Genomic DNA, 18,826 nt, shown 5'->3' on the forward strand with positions numbered 1-18,826 from the left:
ACTATTATTGCCATATTAGTGGTTAAATTTACCTTGTTTGAGGTAACTAATGACTTGCGCGATAACCGCGTCATTTCGCATCATAAAGACATGAGAGGTTGGTATTTCAATATGATCATTCATGCCATCAATTTTAGTACTTTCGACCGAGACTTTACCGTCGTCAGCATCAGGAATGAGGGTTGATAACAGCAAGTTTAAGCTTTGGGTGCCCGCAATAATGCCGACATCAAAATTGGCTTTGCCTAATTGGTTAGGCACACTTAATGCGCCAGTGCCTAATTGCATGCCTGCATCACCATTAACTAAATGAAAACCGGGTAAATCACCCAGTTTGTCAACAATTTCAGTGCCTTTGTTTGGTGGCCCAAGCATGACCACTTTATTGAGGTTTTTAATACTATGGTGACTGAGAAATTGCCGTACTAAAATGCCACCCATCGAATGGGTTACAAAGCTGACCGGCATGTTGTGGCATTGTGCTAACGCATCTGAAATGGTTTGTTCTGCTAACTGTTCAATAGAGTAAGCACGTGAAGGATAGTCAATATTTAACACGTGGTAACCTTGCTCGGTTAAGCGTTGTGCCATTTTGTCCATTGAATGTGCTGAACGCGCTAAACCGTGCAATAAAATGACGTATTCTTTCGATGTACTCTGAATATTATTCTGGATATTATGCATGGTTAATTTCACTGTTTAGCCTAAACGTTGCTGCTTACTCTGTCACTAGCTCAGGTATGGGTTGTTGCGACTACTTTTGAAACAGTGTCTGCTTAGCACAATGACTAACAAGATTAATAGCCATAGCATAATACGTTATAAAAAAACCACCTAGCATTAATGCTAGGTGGTTAACAAACGCTTACAGTGCCAACTTTATTGAAATAGGGCAGTGATCACTCAGTTTTTGACTAAGCTCTCGGGTGTATTTTGGCTCAAAGACTAATTGCTCAAATGAGTTTTCGACATAATGCGCTTTTGCTTTTGGATCAAAAATTATATGGTCGATATAGTCTTTGTAATACCCGCCCCAGCATTGTGATTCTGCTGTAATAGTGGGCGCCCAAAGTGCTTCGCCACCTTCATCATTAATGGTTTGCCATAAGCCTTGTACTTCAGTGTAATTTAACGCTATGTCTTTAACAAAGCGACGGTTAAAGTCACCGAGTAATATAAAGGGAATACCTTCTTCAGCGCGGGCATCAACCCAAGCCTCTAATGGCTTAGCTTGCTTGGCAAGTTCTGCGCAGGCTATTTTTGCATACTGTTCTTTTTCATCGCTATTGGGCATTTTAGCAATGCTGGCTTGATCAAGTGCTTTATCGAAACAGCCTGATTTCATGTGCACAGCTAATAAGCGCACGCTCTTACCATTTTTTGTTAGGGTAACGTCCATGCCTCGGCGCGCAAGGCCTTGATCAAGTTCACGGTATTCGACCGCACTGGCTTTATAGCCGCTGCTTTTCCTTACCGCGACACCAACACGCTGCACCCAGTTTTTTGTGGTGAAAAAGTAGTCATAGTCGTCACCAAAAACTTTTTGTGCCCATTTTGCGCTTTCAACTTCTTGTAAGGCAATGACATCGGCATCTAATTCGCGTGCATAGCGCGCTAACTTTTGGTAATCGGTGTCTTTGCGTTGGTTATATTCATGAGAACCCAACCAGGCGATATTCCAAGAAGCGACTTTTAAGGTTTCTGCAAAAGTTTTGGTACTTAAAAACGTGAGTGCGATGCAAACAAGGCTAATTAATTTTGTCATTAGGTTATTCTACAATATACATGGGCAGCTATAGTAACCGCTAGCAGAGCAAATTAAAATAAAGTGTTTAGCTTTGTACTATGACTATCATTAGGATGATGAGCAGAACTATGGCTATAAATATGGCCAGCACTATGGTGATGGAGCTAAAACTGCTTTAAGCGGTATTGGCCTTTTCGCAGCATATGTAATGTCCATATCAAACCAGAAAGTGTGAGCCACAAGGCGATAAAAGCAAATAATATCATTTGAATTGTGTTGAAGCTGCCGGCACTGCCGTAATCCATAAAGTGCAACATAAAGAAAAAATCGGCAAAGCGTTTATCACTATTACTATGGCCTACTAAACGTCCTGAGCCTTGTTCAACATAAACACTGGTGTCTAAGTCATCAGCAAAATTAATTTGCCAACTGGGATTTTTATGTTTAAGAAAGTCGGCAATTGGCGGCGTTATTAACGTGACAGACTTAATATTACCTGGGCCATTATAAGTCGCTTTGGCGATAGCTTTGGCGAATGGTTCATCCACCAAGGTTAGCTCACCTGTAATCGCATTAACGATATGGTAACTGTTGGCAAAGTGGCGATATAAGCCTTGCTGTTGAGTTAGCAGGTAATAAGGCTGTGTGAGAATACTGACTTGGTTGAGTTCAAGCGTAGCCGGGTATAATTTTAGTATGCTTTTAACGGGTAACAGTGCTTTGTTTGCCAGAGTTGGCTGCTCGGCCATTGCCGTTTGACGATAAGCATTACCGCGGGCTTTTTTGTGATCAATGACATTGAAGACTAAGCCACTGGTTAGCCAAATAAGTAGTTGTAGACCGACGAGTAATGAGGCCCATTTATGAATTTTTTTTATCCAAAGCATCATGACTTGTCTCCAAAAGATAAGCGGTTATCTTGTTGCGCTTTTTTAGCCCTATCGCGGTTTTTTCTACGTGAGATTATTATCGGTTTGATCACTTTGAAATAAGTCAGTACTAAACCACTAAAGACAGCAAAAAATCCCAATGAAGCAATAAAAAACAGTAACCAATTACTGACATCTTCGTCATCGCCATAATCCATGATATGCAAGCGAAACATCCAATCAAACAAATACCAAAGTTGGTGACGTTTGCTAACAAGTTTACCGTTACTCTCTGAGATATACAGCGACGGTGAGGTGAAGTTGTCAAAATTAACCTGCCATACAGGTAAATGTCGAGCACTTAAGCCAAAGTGTGGATTTGTAGTTATTAGCTCGGCATTAAGGACTTTGCCATCACCAGAATAAAGGTGCTTTGCTATGGTAATTGCCGTGTTTTTATTTAATGGTGATAACGGTTCGCCGTTCTGTGCATCAATTATAACGGCTTGTTTAGCTATGTTAAAGCGATAGACTTCACGGTTTACCAGCATGCCAACACTTAAGTTTTTAGCCTGCGGATATTGTTGAAATAATGTTGATGAGGAGTAAGTTAAGTTCTCTGATTTTATTTTATTTTGATGGTTGATAATTAAGCTATCACCGTGAATATAATCAATATCAAAAAAGACCATATAAGCACCCGTAACAGACCAAATAACAAATTGCGCACCAATAAATAGCATCAACCATTTATGCAGCTTATGGCTGAGGTTAAAGAGTTTTAAAGGCTTTTTTCTTCTTGTTCTAGCTTTAATCAGTGTTGTTTTAATTGCGTTACTCTCCACAATAGCTATTCTACTGGCAGTAGTTAATGGTGTGAGCGTAGCCGCGTTAACGATTCCACCCATCATTGCTGTAGCAGTGCGATTGATAATTTTTGATCATAGGCTGTGGCCTTATAATATCGATAAAAGAGCAACAATAACAATAGCAACTGAATAACGATGGGATAGAAAGGTCTGTCTTTATTTTTTTAATGGCGTGGAGCATAGTATCTAGTCTGCTCACTATTGAACTTAATCCTAGTGAACTTAATTGCGCGATTTTTATGGGCGGATATGAAGATAAATGCACAGATATGCAAAAAATAATTTAGTCAGTTAGCTATGGTATAATGACACGTGCAAAGCCATCAAAAAGCCATCAAATTATATAGCTATTGTGAGTGCTTATTATTTACCGATAAACTACTTATTCAAAAGGCGTCAACTATCATGGATATTATGACTGAAACCTTGCCAATTTCTATTCAGGTGAGTAACGACCTAGTGGCCGAAATAAAAAATATTGCCGCCATTAGTAATAAACTTGAAGCGCAGTTAAATTTTCATACCATGACGGCGAATTGGTATGGCGATGAAGCAGATATTTTACAGATCAATTTTTATCTTGTCGCGATTAACGAATTTGGCAATGTAGCAAAACAAGCACCGAATGTTGAAGTAGAAACGTTTGCAGATGACGTTGTGTTGCTGAGCTCAAACAACATGCTAATAGATTGTCATGTTGCTATTACAGCGACTGAATTGGAATTGATACGACAGCAGCCGAAATTATTGTCGGGCTACCTTGCCAAAAAACTCTCCAAAATACTAAATTTAATTGCTGATAGACAGCAACTTACACAGATATAAATTTTTTTTTCAATAAAGTTGAACTAAGCACTATTAAGTGACTCTTACTTAGCAAGAGATTCTCCCCTCGGTTTTGTTTTTATTAGTGTTTTTATATTTTTATACGCCCCTCAATTGAGGGGCGTTTTTTTTGCCTATAATTTTTGGCGAATGAATGATTAATTATTGAAAGTGGTAGGAGTAAAGAAATTAATTTTTGTTCCATGAGTAATGAATCATTTATTTTCACCAAATCTTCGTCGAGGGGTTTAGGTTAGATAGGGTTATTTCTTCAAACTGCATGTCATTAAAGACTAAGTATTAACGGCGAAAGCTATGGTTTTATTTTTATTTTTATTTTTATATAAATTGAACTAACCATAATAATAGCACTCTTACTTAGCAAGAGATTCTCCCCTCGGTTTTGTTTTTATTAGTGTTTTATAGTGTTTTTATATTTTTATACGCTCCTCAATTGAGGGGCGTTTTTTTTGCCTATAATTTTGGCGAATGAATGATTAATTATTGAAAGTGGCAAGGAGCAAAGTGATTAATTTTTGTTCCATGAGTAGGGAATCATTTATTTCCACCAAATCTTCGTCGAGGAATTTAGGTTTGTTTTTATTTAAATTGAACTAACGATAATAATAGCACTCTTACTTAACAAGAGATTTCCCCCTCGGTTTTGTTTTTATTAGTGTTTTTATATTTTTATACGCTCCTCAATTGAGGAGCGTTTTTTTTGCCTATAATTTTTGGCGAATGAATGATTAATTATTGAAAGTGGTAAGGAGTAAAGCGATTAATTTTTGTTCCATGAGTAGGAAATCATTTATTTTCACCAAATCTTTGTCGAGGGGGTTAGGTTTATTTTTATTTTAATTGAACTAACGATAATAATAGCACTCTTACTTAACAAGAGATTTCCCTCTCGGTTTTGTTTTTATTAGTGTTTTTATACGCTCCTCAATTGAGGAGCGTTTTTTTTGCCTATAATTTGTGGCGAATGAATGATTAATTATTGAAAGTGGTAAGGAGTAAAGCGATTAATTTTTGTTCCATGAGTAGGGAATCATTTATTTTCACCAAATCTTCGTCGAGGGATTTAGGTTTATTTTTATTTAAATTGAACTAACCATAATAATAGCACTCTTACTTAACAAGAGATTTCCCCCCTCGGTTTTGTTTTTATTAGTGTTTTTATATTTTTATACGCTCCTCAATTGAGGGGCGTTTTTTTTGTCTTTTTTTTGCTTTGATTATAGCTAAAGAAATTAAGCTGATATTAATAGGCAATCTTATTTTTCATATCACTTTCTGCAACATTGAAATTTTAGCCATCTATAAAATAAAGTTAAACAGTCACAGCAACAGTGTCCTGCTCTTTCTACATTTCATTCTACAATACAGTAATAGTTTTTACCTATCGATATGATAAATTCAAACGATTGTTCCTATTTTAAATGCCGGCGTATCATTGTCCCAACTTAACAAGTACTCATATTTTTAAAACAAGTGGAGATAAACATGTATAAATCAATTATCAATTCAACCATCCAACCATTTAACGCAACAGCATTTAGTAAAGGCGAATTTGTCGAGGTTTCAGAAGCTGATGTTGCAGGAAAATGGGCAGTATTTTTCTTTTATCCAGCTGACTTTACCTTTGTTTGTCCAACAGAGTTAGGTGATATGGCTGACCATTATGCACAACTACAAGAAATGGGCGTTGAAGTTTACTCAGTATCAACCGACACACATTTTACCCATAAAGCTTGGCACGGCAGTTCAGACACTATTGGCAAAATTACCTACCCAATGATTGGTGACCCAACAGGCAAAATTACTCGCAACTTCGGTGTCATGATTGAAGACGACGGCTTAGCATTACGTGGCACGTTTGTTATCAACCCTGAAGGCGAAATTAAAATTGCTGAGATACATGATCTAGGTATAGGCCGTTCAGCAAAAGAGCTAGTGCGCAAAATTCAAGCGGCACAATATGTAGCTGAACATGACGGTGAAGTATGTCCAGCAGCATGGCAGCCAGGTGCAGAAACATTAACACCCTCATTAGATTTAGTTGGCAAAATCTAAATAAAGTAAAAAACTACCGCGATAGTTTTAAAATATCGCGGTATTTACCAAGCCAATTCAGCATGATCTAAAAATCATCCTATTCAGCAGTTTTTTCAAAGGAATAAACCATGTTAGATACGAACTTAAAGCAGCAACTAACGACCTATTTACAGAATTTAACATCGGCTGTTGAATTATCAGTATTTTTAGGTGACGACGTTAAATCAAAAGAATTAAATACCTTGGTGACAGAAATTGCTGAAATGTCAGCATTAGTCTCGGTTGTTGCAGCAGATGCAAGCAACGAGCGAGTGCCATCAATGTTAGTAAAATCAGTTAAAACTGGCGGCGAAATGCGCTTCGCTGGCGTGCCGATGGGGCATGAATTTACTTCTCTGGTATTAGCCTTGTTACACAGCGGTGGACACCCAATAAAGCTTGATAAAGCGGTGATTGAGCAAGTGGCCTCACTAGAAGGTGAACATAGCTTTGAAACCTATATTTCCTTAAGTTGTCAAAATTGCCCAGACGTAGTGCAAGCACTTAACATGATGGCGGCAATTAATCCGCAAATTAAGCATGTGATGGTTGATGGGGCATTATTCCAAGAAGAAGTATACAAACGAGATATTTTATCAGTACCGGCAGTTTACTTAAATGGTAAAGCGTTTGGCCAAGGCAGAATGACGGTAACTGAGATTTTAAACAAAGTTGATACCAATGCTGGCGCGAGACAAGCTAAGGCGATAAACAACAAAGCAGCTTTTGACTTATTAGTTATAGGTGGTGGCCCAGCAGGTGCATCATCAGCAATATATAGTGCCCGTAAAGGGATACGCACAGGCATAGTGGCAGACAATTTTGGTGGCCAATTACAAGAAACCATGTCCATTGAAAATTTTATCTCAGTGAATGCAACTGATGGGCCTAAACTAGTGGCTAACCTAGAAGCCCATGTTAATGAATATGATGTTGATATTATGAATAATCAACAGGTGAAAAAAATTATAGAAAGTGATGTTGAAGGTGGTTTAATCACCGTTGAATTAGAAAACGGCGCTATCTTACAAACACGCTCAACCATTATTGCTACAGGCGCAAGATGGAGAGAAATGAAGGTTACTGGTGAGCAAGAATACCGTGGTAAAGGTGTCGCTTATTGTCCGCACTGTGATGGGCCATTATTTAAAGGCAAATCAGTTGCTGTGATTGGTGGTGGTAACTCAGGTATCGAGGCAGCCATAGATCTCGCTGGCTTAGTTAAGCATGTTACTGTTCTTGAATTTGATAGCGTACTACGTGCTGATGCGGTATTACAAAATAAAGCGCGTTCGTTGCCAAATATCGAGATTATTGTTAATGCTCAAACCACCGAAGTATTAGGTAATGGCAAGCATGTGACTGGACTAAACTACCTTAATCGTGCAACAGATAAGCAAGAGAGTGTCGAACTTGCCGGTATTTTCGTACAAATTGGTTTAGTGCCAAATTCAAAGTTTTTGCAAGGAACTGTTGATTTAACCGAGCGAGGCGAGGTGATCATTAATCACAAAGGTGAAACCAATATTGCGGGTGTTTATGCGGCGGGGGATGTAACAGACACGCCATTTAAGCAAATTATTATCGCTATGGGCAGTGGAGCAACAGCAGCATTAGGTGCATTCGATTATTTAATTAGAACACCGAACCCGCTTGAAAACACTGAAAGCGTTAGCGAAGCTGCAGCTTAGTAGCGGATTAATTAGTAGCGGATTAATTAGTAGCGGATTAATTAGTAGCGGCTTAACTCGCAGCTCAAACTAGCACTGAAACGCCAGTACAATAAGTACTAAAAAAATAAACGCTATCGTCGCAACGGTAGCGTTTTTTCGTTAATAGCGCGTTTGCTGTTGCACTGATTTTACCTTTGACCCATCTAAGTTCCATGCAGGCGTGATATAGCTTGAACTTTAGTTCATCAAGTTAAATGAAGCTTAACCGTTTTTGCTCCAAGCTCATAAGCGGGTTGTGAAACATAGCTAACTTATTCATCAAATAAACCCGTTACTGCTTGGCGCACTTCATTAACCACAGCGCTAACACTTTCCATACGCGCGTAACCGGCACGACAAAGTAATGATATTTCACGCACCGGTTGCGGGCTTTCAAAAGGAATGTAATGAATATGCTTCTGTGGAGCATAATTAATTGTCGCCAACTGTGGTAGCAGCGTAATACCCATATTGCTTGCCACCATATATCGTAAGGTTTCAAGACTGGTGGCTCGAAAACTATCATCTTCCTCCGCACCAGCGCTAAAGCAATAGCCCATGGCTTGATCTCTCAAACAATGGCCATCTTCTAAAGTGAGAATTTTTTGATTATGTAAATCATCAAATGTTACTTTGGTTTTATTAGCCAGTGGATGTGAAGGTGACGTTGCCATTACCAAGGGCTCGATGAATAAATCGTAACGTTCAAAACGTGCCATTTCTGGTAACCAAGGCAAAATTAAAATATCGAGTTTGCCTGCTTCTAATTGTTGCAGTAAATCTTGGGTTCTATTTTCATGTAAATAGAAGTTTATTTTCGCTAGATTGCTGTTTAGTGCTGGCATAATATGCGGCAATATATATGGCGCTAACGTCGGTATTAAGCCTATATGTAAATCACCTGACAGTGGATCAAGTAGCGCTTTTGCCGCTTCTTCAAAGTTATTCGCGGCGTTAAGTACTTGCCGAGCTTGTTGTACTAACTGTTTTCCTGCGGGTGTTAGCATAACATTGCGCGGTTGGCGTTCAATTAAGGTTAGCTTAAGGCGTTGTTCTAGTTTTTGAATTTGACCACTTAGCGTTGGTTGACTAACAAAGCAAGCCTCAGCAGCATGGCCAAAATGCTTATATTCGGCAATGGCGGTTAGATATTCTAAATCACGAATTTTTATCATAGTTTAAATCTATTGATATGAGGTGGTTGATAGCTAAATTGATGTTAACTTAAGGTACTCAGTTTAGCGAGCATACTGAAAAGCAAAGCCGGCAATGAAAGCGCTAATACCCAGACTAAGCGAGGTTTGCAAAGGCTATAAACTTGTTAAAAGCTTAGTTAATTGAGGCGCTTATTGCATCACTGGGTATTTAAGCCGTTGTTTAAAATGACTGACTGTGCTTTGAGGTCTTAAAGCCTTAATGAGTTAAGACGTTGAAGGAGATTGAAGCATTATAGCTTTGAGCGCTCATAAGCTGGAATGTTAATAAAATTTTCATCACCTTTGGCAACCGCTTCCTTTAAGCTCGCTTTTCTATTTTGGCGAGACTCAATACTTTCACCAAATACCTGAAAGTGAGATCGCGCGATAACATCGACAGCCTCTGCATGAGATATAACGCCTAACGCTTTACCCGCATGGATAAAGCCTTCAACTCTGAATTTTTGCTTATCATCTTTTTTATGATTTTTTGCGAGGCTAAAAACTTTTAGCAACTGTGCTTGGCAACAACCTAAATATTCGTGTTTATTCATTATCTTCCATTCACCTTCTAAGGTTGATTTACCTGCTGTTTTAGCAAGGTTAATAGTTATATTTATGGGTATTTTTAATGACCTTAATCAGTAGTGCTTTTTGATTCATTAACATTCAAATTGACCATGATGCATACCTGACTGATTTAATCGTGAAAGCCGCTTTACAACAACATGGACTGAGCACTTAATTTTTTGGAAACACCACCATTGCAACTAAAACCCAAACCAGCAAAGCCGGATTATTATTTTCTTGCGTTTATTTACAGCCTGTATACAATAACAGTAATACTGTGTAAAAATACAGGCTCGCTCTTAAGTAGCTTAAGGAATAACTATGCGCCCTTTAACCCCCAGACAACAGCAGATTTTTGATCTGATCCGAGAAAAAATTTCTGATACGGGTATGCCGCCAACGCGTGCCGAAATTGCTGCTTTTTTTGGTTTTAAGTCGGCCAATGCAGCAGAAGAACATCTAAAAGCGCTAGCGAAGAAAGGCTATATTGAAATGCTGCCTGGCACATCGCGTGGTATTCGTCTTACACAAGAGTTTATCGCTGAAGATGGTTTGCCACTTATTGGTCGTGTGGCGGCCGGTGAGCCTATTTTGGCGCAAGAACATGTTGAACAACATTACAAAGTTGATGGCAATTTATTTCATCCTCCAGCTGATTATTTATTGCGAGTTAATGGCGAGAGCATGAAAGATATCGGCATTATGGATGGCGACTTGTTGGCTGTTCATCAAACAACCGATGTGCAAAACGGTCAAGTGATTGTTGCTCGTGTGGAAGACGATGTTACCGTGAAGCGTTTTAAACGTGAGGGCAATGTGGTTTATTTACATGCTGAAAATGAAGATTTTGCACCGATTAAGGTCGATTTAAAGTCTCAGCAATTTAATATCGAAGGCCTAGCCGTTGGTGTTATTCGCGCGGCTGATTGGATGTAGTTCACCTTGCACTTACTTCATAAATGCTAATACTTAGCTAGACTAGATTTTCCTACACTAGACTTTCCTACATTATATCTCGCAGATTTAACGGTAACTTGGTTTAAGCCAAGGGGTTAAAATCTGCGTATTTCTTATGCTTGATAACCATTTCTGTGCCTAATATGTAGCTCAATTTTTTTGGTTAGAACAATCCTCCTATTCGGCAATAAATACCGCTAATAGCTTGCTTTTTATACAGCAAATTTCTGTGTTGATTATTTATTATTCAGCATGAAAAGTATGCCTTGAACAAAATATAAACATTGCAGCCATCCTTTTAAAAATCTACTTGTCGTCCAGTTTAGGGCATTTACTCTATTGTATTTATTGGTTTTTATTTATCATACTTTTGAAATTAAAAATTGACCCCTATCAAGTTTTAAGTAATTCTAGTCTGGAAAACGTACAAAAAAACAATAGGGCGTAATTGATAGCTGTTGATTAATGCGTCACTTAAATAATAATAAATGTATGCGCTAAATAGCCGGTTTTCATAATGAAAATATGTTGTTTGGCCTAAATTAAAGGTGAAGGAGATGTCGTGTGAAAAGACGTAACCTAGGTTTGCTGTTGCTAGGGGGCTTGTTGTCTAGTTCAGCGTGGGCAGATATGTCGCTGAACTTAACTAAAGGTGTTACTGAGGTGAGCAGAGACGTATATGATTTACATATGCTGGTGCTCTATATCTGTACTGGTATCGGTATTGTGGTCTTTGGTGCTATGTTTTGGTCTATGGTGTTTCACCGTAAATCAAAAGGTTTCAAACCAGCAACCTTTCATGAAAGCACAAAAGTTGAAATTCTTTGGACGGCGATTCCTGTCGTTATTCTAATTGCTATGGCTTTTCCTGCCACTATTACGCTGATCGATATGGAAAATAACGATGACGCGGATTTAACCATTCAAGTAACAGGTTCTCAGTGGAAATGGCATTATAAATATTTTGATCAAGACCTTGAATTTTATTCAGTGCTTTCTACCCCGCGTGAACAATACGAAAACCAAGATGGTACCTCAGCAGAAAAAGGTGAACATTATCTGTTAGAAGTTGATCGTCCTTTGGTGATTCCAACCAATAAAAAAGTGCGTTTTGTTATTACTTCTGATGATGTTATCCATGCTTGGTGGGTACCGGCATTTGCGGTAAAACAAGATGCTAACCCAGGCTTTATTAATGAAGCTTGGACCAAGGTAGATGAACCCGGTGTTTATCGTGGCCAATGTGCTGAGTTGTGTGGCAAAGACCACGGCTTTATGCCGATAGTGGTTGAAGTTAAGTCTGAAGCCGATTACGCCATTTGGCTTGATGAGCAAAAGCAAATGAAAGCCAATGCAGCAGCTGCTGAAGCGGCGTCGTTAAATGCTTCGGCTTCAATGGACGAATTAATGCAACTGGGCGAAACAACCTATACCGCTTACTGCGCAGCGTGTCACCAAGTCAGTGGACAAGGTTTACCACCCGCATTTCCAGCCCTTAAAGGCAGTGCTATTGCCACAACGGGTCCCGCTAGCGCGCATATAGATATTGTCGTTAATGGTAAAGCAGGTACCGGCATGCAAGCTTATGGTAAGCAATTAAGCTTAAAAGAAATTGCGGCGGTTGTAACTTATGAGCGTAATGCTTGGGGTAACAATACAGGTGAAGCTGTTCAAGCGGCTGACGTGCAAGCGGTTAGTGGCGCAGGTACCTCAGATATGGTTAAGCAAGCGGTTGCAGACGTTAAAGAACAAGTTGCTGAAACCGTTGCCAAAGTCATACCAGAAGAAGATTTATCAAAGGTTTATAGCCAAGACGAATTAATGACCCTGGGTGAAGATGTCTACATGACAGCTTGTGCTGCTTGTCATCAAGCTACTGGTGAAGGCATGGCGCCTGTTTTTCCTGCACTTAAAGGTAGTCTGATTGCTACCGGTGATGTAGCAGTGCATTTGGATATGGTGCTTAACGGCAGCAAGAAAAATCCAGCGATGGCGGCTTTTGCCGGCCAATTAACTAAAACGCAAATTGCGGCGGTTGTCACTTATGAGCGTAACGCTTGGGGTAATAACACCGGTGATTTAGTCCAGCCAGCAGCCGTTGCTGCTGCTAGCGCGAAGTAGGGAGGCGTTATAATGACTACAGATGTAATTGATGATCAATCCGAGCATGATTCACATGACGGTGAGCACCATGATCATAAAATGACCGGCATAAAACGCTGGCTATATACCACAAACCATAAAGACATTGGTTCGATGTATTTATGGTTCTCTTTTATCATGTTTTTGACTGGCGGTGCTATGGCGTTGGTTATCCGAGCTGAATTATTTCAGCCTGGACTACAGATAATTGAGCCTGATTTCTTTAACCAAATGACCACAGTACACGGTCTTATTATGGTATTTGGTGCGATAATGCCAGCCTTTACCGGTTTGGCTAACTGGATGCTACCTATGATGGTTGGTGCGCCAGATATGGCACTCCCTAGGCTGAATAACTGGAGCTTTTGGATATTACCCTTTGCTTTCGCTATTTTATTGTCGTCTTTCTTTATGGAAAGTGGTGCACCAAACTTTGGTTGGACCTTCTACGCGCCTTTATCAACGACCTATAGTAACGGTAGTACAGCGTTCTTCGTTTTTGCGGTACATATTATGGGAATTTCCTCAATTATGGGCGCAATTAACATCGTTGTAACCATCATGAATATGCGTGCGCCTGGTATGACTTACATGAAAATGCCATTATTTGTTTGGACATTTTTCATTACGGCTTACTTGTTAATCGCGGTGATGCCGGTGCTCGCGGGTACCGTTACTATGGTGTTAACCGATACCTATTTTGGCACCAGTTTCTTTGATGCCGCCGGTGGTGGTGACCCAGTAATGTTCCAACATATTTTCTGGTTCTTTGGTCATCCTGAAGTTTACATCATGATTTTACCTGCATTTGGTATTGTCTCTACAACAATTCCAGCCTTCTCACGTAAGCCTCTATTTGGCTACAGTTCAATGGTTTACGCGACCGCATCAATTGCATTTTTGTCGTTTATCGTTTGGGCGCATCATATGTTTACCACGGGTATGCCGTTATTTGGCGAATTATTCTTTATGTATTGTACGATGTTAATTGCCGTACCTACAGGGGTGAAAGTCTTTAACTGGGCAGCAACAATGTGGCGTGGGTCTCTTAGTTTTGAAACCCCTATGTTGTTCTCTATTGCCTTTGTGATTTTGTTCACTATTGGTGGTTTTTCTGGCTTGATGTTAGCAATGACCCCAGCTGATTTTCAATATCACGATACTTACTTTGTTGTGGCTCATTTCCACTATGTATTGGTTACTGGGGCGTTGTTTTCTATTTTTGCTGGCGCTTATTACTGGTTACCAAAATGGACGGGTTACATGTATAACGATACGTTAAGTAAGTGGCATTTTTGGTGTTCACTTATTTCAGTAAACTTATTGTTTTTCCCAATGCACTTTTTAGGGTTGGCCGGTATGCCGCGTCGTATTCCTGATTATGCTTTGCAGTTTGCTGACTTTAATAAGTGGGTCAGTATTGGTGGCTTTGCCTTTGGTATTTCGCAGTTAATCTTCTTGGTATTGGTTATCAAGTGTATTAGAGGTGGAGAAAAAGCGCCGATGAAACCTTGGGATGGAGCTGAAGGTTTGGAATGGACAGTGCCTAGCCCTGCGCCATACCACACATTCACAACACCACCAAAAATTGATTAAGTGGAGCTAAAATGACTAACGGTGAATCGCAAAACAAGTTATCAAAGCAAGCACAAGCGAAAACGCATGATGCTTCGGTGAAAAAAACAGTAAAAAAACTGATGTTGATTGTTTTTGGTATGTTTGGTTTTGGTTTTGCGCTGGTGCCGTTATACGACGTTTTTTGTGATATCACTGGGTTAAACGGAAAAACATCTAATGTTGCGGCCAGTTACAACGTCAAGAGCATAGATACCGAACGTACCATTACCGTACAATTTTTGACTCGGACAGCCAAAGGTATCCCTTGGAAGTTTGAGCCCATGGTTAATGAAGTAGAAGTACACCCAGGTGAGCGCAAAACCGTTATATTTTACGCTAAAAATGAGTCTACAAGCGATATTGTCGGACAAGCTGTGCCGTCAGTATCACCAGGGCGGGCGGCGGTTTATTTTCAAAAGATAGAATGCTTTTGTTTTAATAGCCAACCGTTAAAAGCCAGTGAGGATGTTGAAATGGGATTGCAATTTTATGTTGATTTAGACATACCCGATGACGTATCCACCATCACCCTATCTTACACCTTGTACGACATTACAAGCTCGGTTGATTCTTAAGTGCTTGGCACTTAAATGAGGGGAACAACAATGACAATAAAAGAATACGAAAGTTATTACGTACCAGCGCAAAGCAAGTGGCCAATAGTGGGCGCTATTGCCTTGTTTTTGATTGCCGTAGGTGCGGCAAATTATGTAGCAAATTTGAATAACCCTGAAAATGCAGGCGGCGGCTGGGTATTGCTGGCGGGTATTGCCTTGATTATTTATATGATGTTTGGTTGGTTTAACAATGTTATTACCGAGTCAATGTCAGGAAAATATAGCCACCAAATGGACAATTCATTCCGCCAAGGTATGAGTTGGTTTATTTTTTCAGAAGTGATGTTTTTTGCTGCTTTTTTTGGCGCCTTACTTTACGCCCGTACCTTTTCAGTGCCTTGGCTTGATGGCGCCGGAAATAATGCCGCAACGGCAATAATATTATGGCCTGAATTTACCGCGACTTGGCCATTAATTAAAACGCCAGACGGTACTGAAACTACCGCTATGGGTTGGTATGGCTTGCCATTAATTAACACTATTTTGTTGTTAACTTCATCAATTACCGCCCATTTTGCTCATGTTTCGTTAGAGCAGAATAAACGTGGTTTATTGAAGTTTTGGCTAGGGCTGACCGTTGTATTAGGTGTGGTGTTTTTGTTTTGCCAAGGCTTAGAATACGCCCATGGTTATGCCGACGAAATGAAATTGTATTTAGACAGTGGCATTTATGGCAATACTTTTTATTTGCTGACGGGCTTTCACGGCATGCATGTGACCTTAGGGACTATTATGCTGTTTGTGATGCTTATTCGAGTATTTAAGGGGCATTTTACGCCGAAAAACCATTTTGCCTTTCAAGCCGCGAGTTGGTATTGGCATTTTGTTGATGTAGTGTGGGTAATACTGTTTGTGTTCGTTTATATTATTTAACGCTATTGTGTTTGAATAAGCAGTTTAAGGTACGATATTTATGTTGATAAATATCGTACCTTTTGACTTTTTAGTACGGACTAGGGTTAGGTGTGATCACTCCGGTGAGAATACCCAGTAGTAGTAGTAACACTAGTACAACAGAAGTCATCACCCGTCGGCCTATAAACTTAGACATGGATGCTTTATTCGGGTCATTTTTATTCATAATGAATAACGCTCGAAATAGGTTATAAACCATAAAGGCTAATAAGCCGACAACAATAAATTTAATTAACACAGTATTCTCTCTTTTATCATCTGTTTTTAGTTAGTCAACATGCGGTAGTCTATGAAGTCGGTATCACTTAAGCACAAATTCAAGCAACTTAATTGGCCGATGGTTATATTTACCATGCTAGTATTTTCGTCATTAATCAAGCTCGGATTTTGGCAGATTGACCGAGCGCTTGAAAAAGAACAACGTCAACAGCACATCAGTGAATTAAGCCAACGCCAAGCTTTATCACTAGCGCAAGTATTAACACTGAGCGGTTTACAAGATGGTATTAACGACTTACCTATTCAGTTAAAGGGTGATTTTGTTGGCGATAAAATATTTTTACTCGACAACCAACCCAATAAAAGCCGTTTGGGTTATCGTGTTTATCAAATCATTGAAAGTAATGGGGATGCTATATTAGTTAATCTAGGTTGGGTGCAAGGCTCAATTGACCGAAATATATTACCTGAAGTCAGCCCTATTACTGGCCAACACACCATCACAGGCCATGTGCGAGAAGTGGAAGTGGGTATTCAATTACAAGCACAAAACTTAACTAATCCGTCCTGGCCATTACGAGTACAGCAAATCGAACTAGATAAGTTTTCAGAATTAATTGATAAGAAACTATTGCCCTTTGTCGTTTATTTAGATAAAAAAGAGACTATAGGTTATATAAAAAATTGGCAGCCCATCGTAATGCCACCAGAAAAACACCGAGCCTATGCGTTTCAATGGTTTAGTTTAGCGTTAGCTTGGATAAGTTTGATGGTTTGGGCGGCGATAAAAATAGCTAAAAAAGATCCGTCTGAATAAGCATAAGTAACCTGAGATAATTTTGAATAAACAGGTTAGACAAATACCGAAACCAAATAATAAGAATAAAAGGCTAAGTTTTATGAGTTCTTCAAAGTTAAATAAATCGCGCCGCAGTATGCTAATTCTCTTGGCGGTGTTCATCATTCCCATTGTACTAGCTAAATTGGCATTGAATCAGCAATGGTTTAATTACGGAGTGACCAATCAAGGGCAACTGATTGAAAATGAGTTAACCTTAGCGCAACTTGGCTTAAGTATTGACGACTTTGATCACCAATGGTTGATGTTATACACCTTGCCAACCCGTTGTGATGAGCAATGTGAAAATACCTTAGTCAGTGTTAACAACACTTATATTGCCCTAGGTAAAGAAATGCCACGTGTGAAACTCGTTGGTTTAACGCAACAAGATTTACGCGCAGAGCAAGCAGAAAAAATTCAACTTAATCGTTGGCATATTCAAACTATGCCCGCTTTGGCAAAGGTGGCGATAACACAATCACAAGTCTTGATTGTTGACCCCCTAGGTAACGTCATTCTTAGCCATGTACCACCCAAAAATGCCGAGCAGCTGCCAAAATTTGGCAAAGCCATATTGGCAGACTTTAAGAAACTGCTGAAGTATTCAAGGATTGGCTAAATGAGAACACAAAGCTCTTCCGACCTTAGAAAACTTGTTTTTGTTAGTATATTATTAGCGATTGTGGTGGTCAGTTTAGGTGCTTATGCACGCCTAACCCATGCAGGTCTTGGTTGCCCAGATTGGCCAGGTTGTTATGGTTTAGTTGAAGTGCCTAAAACCAGTGCCCAAATTATTGCTGCTGAGCAAGCGTTTCCTGAACGTCCTGTTGAACCAGAAAAAGCATGGAATGAAATGATCCATCGCTATTTTGCTGGTTCATTAGGGGTATTGATCCTTATTATTGCCTTAATTTCGATAAAGCGTCGTGCACAACGTGGTCCGTTAGGATTGCCAATTTTACTGCTAATAGTAGTTATTTTTCAAGCAGCACTTGGCATGTGGACTGTCACCATGAAGTTAATGCCCGTGGTGGTAATGGGGCATTTACTGGGTGGCTTTACTACGTTGTGCTTATTGCTATTACTGTATTTACGTTTGAGTGATTTTCGAGTGCCGGGCGGTGACATTGGCCTGAAAAAATATTTTAAATTTGCTGTGATTGGTATTTTTATTTTAGTGGCACAAATTGGTTTGGGCGGTTGGACATCATCTAACTATGCCGCGCTTACTTGTGCTGAACTCCCTATATGCCAAGCGGGTTGGCTAGAGCAGATGAACTTTGAACATGCTTTTGATCTTATTCCGCCGGAGAAAGAAAGTTATGAATTTGGCCACCTTGATCATGCCTCACGCTTGACCATTCATGTTATGCATCGCTTAGGTGCTATAGTAACAACACTGTACTTGTTTTGGTTGGCTATTCGCATTTATCGTAAGGCGCAAGCACCATTTTTTAAGAACGCCGCATTGAGTTTAGGTTTTATACTCAGCGTGCAAGTTGGCTTGGGTATTAGCAATGTTTGGTTCTCACTACCGCTAAATGTTGCGGTGAGTCACAACGTAGTAGCCGCCATGTTAATGATGTCATTAATTACCATGACATACAGTTTAAAACGTAAAACTTAGGAGCAT

Annotated in this window: 18 protein-coding genes; 11 read left to right on the forward strand and 7 right to left on the reverse strand. The window is 39.6% G+C overall.

The genetic code is table 11. The features are described 5' to 3' along the window. Positions 1-15: 15 nt before the first annotated feature. The 4 genes from H4J59_RS18465 to H4J59_RS18480 form a co-directional block, all read right to left on the reverse strand. Positions 16-696: an alpha/beta fold hydrolase gene (locus tag H4J59_RS18465; protein ID WP_310733223.1), complete on the reverse strand. Its 681-nt coding sequence runs from the start codon at positions 694-696 to the stop codon at positions 16-18. Positions 697-865: 169 nt separating this feature from the next. Further along, positions 866-1,765 carry an endonuclease/exonuclease/phosphatase family protein gene (locus H4J59_RS18470; protein ID WP_182241449.1) on the reverse strand — a complete coding sequence of 300 codons (900 nt, stop codon included), beginning with the start codon at positions 1,763-1,765 and terminating at the stop codon, positions 866-868. Between the two features lie 146 nt (positions 1,766-1,911). Next, entirely contained in the window at positions 1,912-2,637 is a 726-nt protein-coding gene (locus tag H4J59_RS18475; RefSeq protein ID WP_259369596.1) for a PepSY domain-containing protein, read from the reverse strand. Continuing rightward, positions 2,634-3,527, reverse strand: coding sequence for a PepSY domain-containing protein (locus H4J59_RS18480; protein WP_259369597.1), 894 nt, complete (start codon positions 3,525-3,527; stop codon positions 2,634-2,636). The genes H4J59_RS18475 and H4J59_RS18480 overlap by 4 nt, the downstream gene beginning before the upstream one ends. Before the next feature lie 363 nt (positions 3,528-3,890). Here H4J59_RS18480 and H4J59_RS18485 point away from each other — a divergent pair, with 363 nt between their 5' ends. The 3 genes from H4J59_RS18485 to ahpF all read left to right on the forward strand — a co-directional run bounded on the left by H4J59_RS18485 (position 3,891) and on the right by ahpF (position 8,098). After that, positions 3,891-4,310, forward strand: coding sequence for a hypothetical protein (locus H4J59_RS18485; protein ID WP_182241450.1), 420 nt, complete (start codon positions 3,891-3,893; stop codon positions 4,308-4,310). A gap of 1,506 nt (positions 4,311-5,816) precedes the next feature. Beyond that, positions 5,817-6,386 (forward strand): alkyl hydroperoxide reductase subunit C, encoded by a 570-nt coding sequence (gene ahpC / locus H4J59_RS18490; protein WP_182135820.1) that lies wholly within the window; start codon positions 5,817-5,819, stop codon positions 6,384-6,386. A gap of 110 nt (positions 6,387-6,496) precedes the next feature. Continuing rightward, positions 6,497-8,098 (forward strand): alkyl hydroperoxide reductase subunit F, encoded by a 1,602-nt coding sequence (ahpF, locus tag H4J59_RS18495; protein WP_182241451.1) that lies wholly within the window; start codon positions 6,497-6,499, stop codon positions 8,096-8,098. A 293-nt stretch (positions 8,099-8,391) separates the two neighbouring features. Here the strand turns inward: ahpF and oxyR are convergent, their stop codons facing one another. Next, positions 8,392-9,294 carry a DNA-binding transcriptional regulator OxyR gene (gene oxyR, locus H4J59_RS18500; RefSeq protein WP_182241452.1) on the reverse strand — a complete coding sequence of 301 codons (903 nt, stop codon included), beginning with the start codon at positions 9,292-9,294 and terminating at the stop codon, positions 8,392-8,394. Positions 9,295-9,566: 272 nt separating this feature from the next. Further along, the gene (locus tag H4J59_RS18505; RefSeq protein ID WP_182241453.1) at positions 9,567-9,869 is read right to left on the reverse strand and encodes a hypothetical protein; all 303 of its coding nucleotides are present in this window, start codon (positions 9,867-9,869) and stop codon (positions 9,567-9,569) included. A gap of 337 nt (positions 9,870-10,206) precedes the next feature. On the opposite strand from H4J59_RS18505, the gene lexA reads away from it, so the two are divergent. From lexA to H4J59_RS18530, 5 genes are all read left to right on the forward strand, one after another. After that, positions 10,207-10,821 carry a transcriptional repressor LexA gene (gene lexA, locus H4J59_RS18510; protein WP_182241454.1) on the forward strand — a complete coding sequence of 205 codons (615 nt, stop codon included), beginning with the start codon at positions 10,207-10,209 and terminating at the stop codon, positions 10,819-10,821. A 585-nt stretch (positions 10,822-11,406) separates the two neighbouring features. Continuing rightward, positions 11,407-12,963 (forward strand): cytochrome c oxidase subunit II, encoded by a 1,557-nt coding sequence (gene coxB, locus H4J59_RS18515; RefSeq protein WP_404852039.1) that lies wholly within the window; start codon positions 11,407-11,409, stop codon positions 12,961-12,963. 12 nt (positions 12,964-12,975) lie between these two features. After that, positions 12,976-14,580 (forward strand): cytochrome c oxidase subunit I, encoded by a 1,605-nt coding sequence (gene ctaD, locus H4J59_RS18520; protein WP_182135815.1) that lies wholly within the window; start codon positions 12,976-12,978, stop codon positions 14,578-14,580. An 11-nt stretch (positions 14,581-14,591) separates the two neighbouring features. Further along, positions 14,592-15,176 carry a cytochrome c oxidase assembly protein gene (locus H4J59_RS18525; protein ID WP_182184365.1) on the forward strand — a complete coding sequence of 195 codons (585 nt, stop codon included), beginning with the start codon at positions 14,592-14,594 and terminating at the stop codon, positions 15,174-15,176. 30 nt (positions 15,177-15,206) lie between these two features. Further along, entirely contained in the window at positions 15,207-16,091 is an 885-nt protein-coding gene (locus H4J59_RS18530; RefSeq protein ID WP_182135813.1) for a cytochrome c oxidase subunit 3, read from the forward strand. 70 nt (positions 16,092-16,161) lie between these two features. On the opposite strand, the gene H4J59_RS18535 is transcribed toward H4J59_RS18530, so the two are convergent. Next, positions 16,162-16,371: a DUF2909 domain-containing protein gene (locus tag H4J59_RS18535; protein ID WP_182184364.1), complete on the reverse strand. Its 210-nt coding sequence runs from the start codon at positions 16,369-16,371 to the stop codon at positions 16,162-16,164. 51 nt (positions 16,372-16,422) lie between these two features. Between H4J59_RS18535 and H4J59_RS18540 the strand changes: the two genes are divergently transcribed. The 3 genes from H4J59_RS18540 (at position 16,423) to H4J59_RS18550 (ending at position 18,820) form a co-directional block, all read left to right on the forward strand. Then, complete coding sequence (locus H4J59_RS18540; RefSeq protein WP_182241455.1) at positions 16,423-17,169, forward strand: SURF1 family protein; 747 nt, start codon at positions 16,423-16,425, stop codon at positions 17,167-17,169. A gap of 82 nt (positions 17,170-17,251) precedes the next feature. Then, the gene (locus tag H4J59_RS18545; RefSeq protein ID WP_182241456.1) at positions 17,252-17,812 is read left to right on the forward strand and encodes a hypothetical protein; all 561 of its coding nucleotides are present in this window, start codon (positions 17,252-17,254) and stop codon (positions 17,810-17,812) included. Further along, entirely contained in the window at positions 17,813-18,820 is a 1,008-nt protein-coding gene (locus tag H4J59_RS18550) for a heme A synthase (protein WP_182241457.1), read from the forward strand. Positions 18,821-18,826: the final 6 nt, after the last annotated feature.

The organism is Colwellia sp. MB02u-10, assembly GCF_014077185.1.
Classification (GTDB): domain Bacteria; phylum Pseudomonadota; class Gammaproteobacteria; order Enterobacterales; family Alteromonadaceae; genus Cognaticolwellia.